Source organism: Peribacillus sp., assembly GCF_059453735.1.
Genome location: NZ_JAZVJO010000316.1, coordinates 1 through 3,008, shown reverse-complemented (window position 1 = coordinate 3,008; position 3,008 = coordinate 1). Strand labels below are relative to the sequence as shown.

General features: G+C 39.9%; 4 protein-coding genes. 3 read left to right on the top strand and 1 reads right to left on the bottom strand.

The features are described from left to right. The first annotated feature begins 115 nt into the window (after positions 1 to 115). Positions 116 to 964 (top strand): GNAT family N-acetyltransferase, encoded by an 849-nt coding sequence (locus tag AC52RT_RS10100; RefSeq protein WP_495540625.1) that lies wholly within the window; start codon positions 116 to 118, stop codon positions 962 to 964. Positions 965 to 1,005: 41 nt separating this feature from the next. Further along, complete coding sequence (locus AC52RT_RS10095) at positions 1,006 to 1,671, top strand: SOS response-associated peptidase (RefSeq protein WP_495540624.1); 666 nt, start codon at positions 1,006 to 1,008, stop codon at positions 1,669 to 1,671. Positions 1,672 to 1,677: 6 nt separating this feature from the next. Here AC52RT_RS10095 and AC52RT_RS10090 read toward each other — a convergent pair whose 3' ends face one another. Then, entirely contained in the window at positions 1,678 to 2,268 is a 591-nt protein-coding gene (locus AC52RT_RS10090) for a DNA-3-methyladenine glycosylase (RefSeq protein WP_495540626.1), read from the bottom strand. Positions 2,269 to 2,585: 317 nt separating this feature from the next. Between AC52RT_RS10090 and AC52RT_RS10085 the strand changes: the two genes are divergently transcribed. Beyond that, a partial coding sequence (locus tag AC52RT_RS10085; RefSeq protein WP_495540623.1) for a pyrroline-5-carboxylate reductase family protein occupies positions 2,586 to 3,008 on the top strand: 423 nt, incomplete at its 3' end.

Genomic DNA, 3,008 nt, shown 5'->3' with positions numbered 1-3,008 from the left:
TATTCTTATTATAGCAAAAGAACCCATTTAGTATCTATTAATTTACAAATTTGGGTATCAAGTACTTATTTTTTGTTATGATTGACTTAAAAACTTGTTCAGGGAGGGTATATTAATGAATATTGAAGAGTTGTCTGCCTTTATTTCGGACGTAAATAGTCACTCGAAAAACCATACAGGCTATTGTGGAAGGGATAGGAAAGAAATTCAAAAAACACTTGAGGAAGACTTTTCTGATCTTGAGCTAGAGGATTCTTTTATCGTTATGTCCGAAAACAATCAACTAATCGCTGCACTTGGTTTTGATGTCGATAGTAAAAATCAATCGGCAGAAATCTGGGGTCCATTCATTTTAAACTCAGATCACTGGAGTGAACAGACGAGTATGCTTTGGAATGAATTTATGAAAAAAAAGGAAAGTAAAAAAATAAGTACATACTTTGCTTTTTATCATGAAGAGAATAAAAAGGGTCTTAGGTGGATGGAATCCCTTAAAGCGAAGGAAACAGGCAAGCATCAAATCTTAGTCAGCAAAACAGAAGTAACGTGTGGAAAGATTCTTGAAGAAATATCGCCTCCATTTTACGAAGAAGTAATTAAACTGCACGACAAGTTTCCGGGAACCTATCTTACGGGTGCGGATATGATTGGCAATTTAAGTGAAGAGAAGCGGCTGTTAATTATCCCAGATGGTGATCAGTCTATTCAGGGCTATGTATACCTTGAGGGAGATAGTGTGTTTCAGGCAGGAAACCTTGAGTTTATTGCCGTGGCAAAGGAGCATCGAAAAAAAGGCCTAGGAAAAAAACTCGTACAGGCAGGCCTGACTTATTTGTATGAAAACATGAATGTAACCGAGGTTTCTTTATGTGTTAATGAAAAAAATGCTGAGGCGATCAATCTTTATAAAAAATCGGGTTTTCATGAAGAGATGAAGCTGCTTTCATTCAAAGTTAGTGTGTAACAGGTTATGGCAGGGTGAAAGAAAAGAAGGAGGTTATGGGTATGTGTGGAAGATATAATTTATTTTCCGAACTGCAGGCAATTGCTGAACGTTTTCAAGCAATGGAGCAGGAAGGACTATTGGAGGAACCACGTTATAATATTGCTCCTAGTCAAAATATAACTGTGGTAATATCGGAAGAAAATAAACGTAAGTTGGCCGTACTTCGGTGGGGGTTAATCCCGAACTGGGCTAAGGATCCTAAAATAGGCTATAAAATGATTAATGCACGAGCGGAAACCATTGAGATTAAGCCTACTTTTAAGGGGTTATTGAAGCGGAAGCGCTGCTTAATTGCCGCTGATGGATTTTATGAATGGAAAAAAGAAAATAAGCAAAAGCAGCCGTATCATATTCATTTGAGGAATAAAGAGCCATTTGCTTTTGCAGGCTTATATGATGAGTGGGGGAAAGGATCGGACATTATTCGGACGTGTACCATTATTACCACAGAGGCAAATGAACTAATGGAAGGGATTCATGATCGCATGCCCGTCATTTTAACCAAGGAAAACGAGAAAATTTGGCTTGACGAAGACGTTACAGAAACAGCTGAGTTAAAAAGTTTAATGGTACCGTATGAAGCAGCGCTCATGAATGCCTATCCAATAAGTTCTTTTGTAAACAACGCAAGGAATGATGGAAAGGAAATACTTAATTCTTTATAAAAATAGTCAACGCGAAACAAATGGATTGTCTGTAACCCAATATCGCCATGGGTAAGCAACGGCTTCTCCTGAATTACCAATACCTATCCGCGGCCCGCATTGAATAGATTCTGGTTTGTTGCCTGGAGCAATATAGAGTGGTGGTTCTGTAAAAGATCCACCATAGTCATCCATTGTAATCCCAAGTGCCTTAGTTAATTTACCTGGTCCGCTTGTTAGCTTGACTAAATCGGGTAATCCGCGTCGTTCATGCATAAGCGGAATCCCACTGAATGGCTCGACAGCACGTATTAAAATCGCCTCCGGAACATCCTCCACACTGCTTACGACATTTACCAGTGTATGAGTGTGCATTTTATACGTATAAATGAGACCTGCTTTTCCAAACATAATTTCTGTCCGCTTAGTCCTCCGGTTCCCGAAGCTATGGGCCGCCCGGTCTAAGGGTCCCTTATAAGCTTCCGTTTCAACAATATATCCGGATGCAGTGCCTTCTGGCGTAGTCTTAATCAACAGACAGCCGAGTAACTCCTGCGCTAGTTCGAGCGTAGGCAGTTTAAAGAACTCCTCAGGCAATGGTGCTGGTAAATCGTTTATCACGATGTTTCCTCCTCTTGACTGTTCTTCTCTTAAAATTCCCCAAGCGCAGTGGTTAAAAACATCGAAATGAAGGAAACGTGTAAAGTGACACATCAAAAGTGCTGTCTCTGTGAGGGCAATGCTCATACTTCATACCCATTAGGGAATGCCTAGGCTAGAAAATGAACGCAGACGGGAATAAGCACATGTGAGACGGGAATAATGCAAAAATACTAGATTGAAAACAGGCCTGTTGTGCTGATTATATATTCGGTTTTTACCTGACTTTTATATATAATAACAAAGACGTCAAGAACATATGGGAAGTGAACTAAATGGAAAAGAATATTGGATTCATTGGTGGAGGAAGAATGGCTCAGGCTATGATTGAAGGAATGATTGGCAAAGGAATTGTCTTGCCCGAGCAAATCAAAGCAAGTACGGCTACAGCAGGCTCACTTACGAACTTAATTGATAAATATCATATTTTAGGATCGCTAGACAATCAGGAAGTAGCAAGTTTTGCCGATTATCTTTTCTTAGCGGTCCACCCTTCGCTCTATCCTGCTGTAATCGAGCAGATAAAAAATACGGTAAAAACAGAAGTAATCATCATTGCGATTGCTGCTGGCATCAGTATCAAGCAAGTTGAAACATCGTTTGGCAGGAAGATAAAGGTCATTAGAACGATGCGGAATACTCCTTCCCTTGTCGGAGAGGGAATGACTGCACTGAGTCCCAATTCAATCGTAAATGAA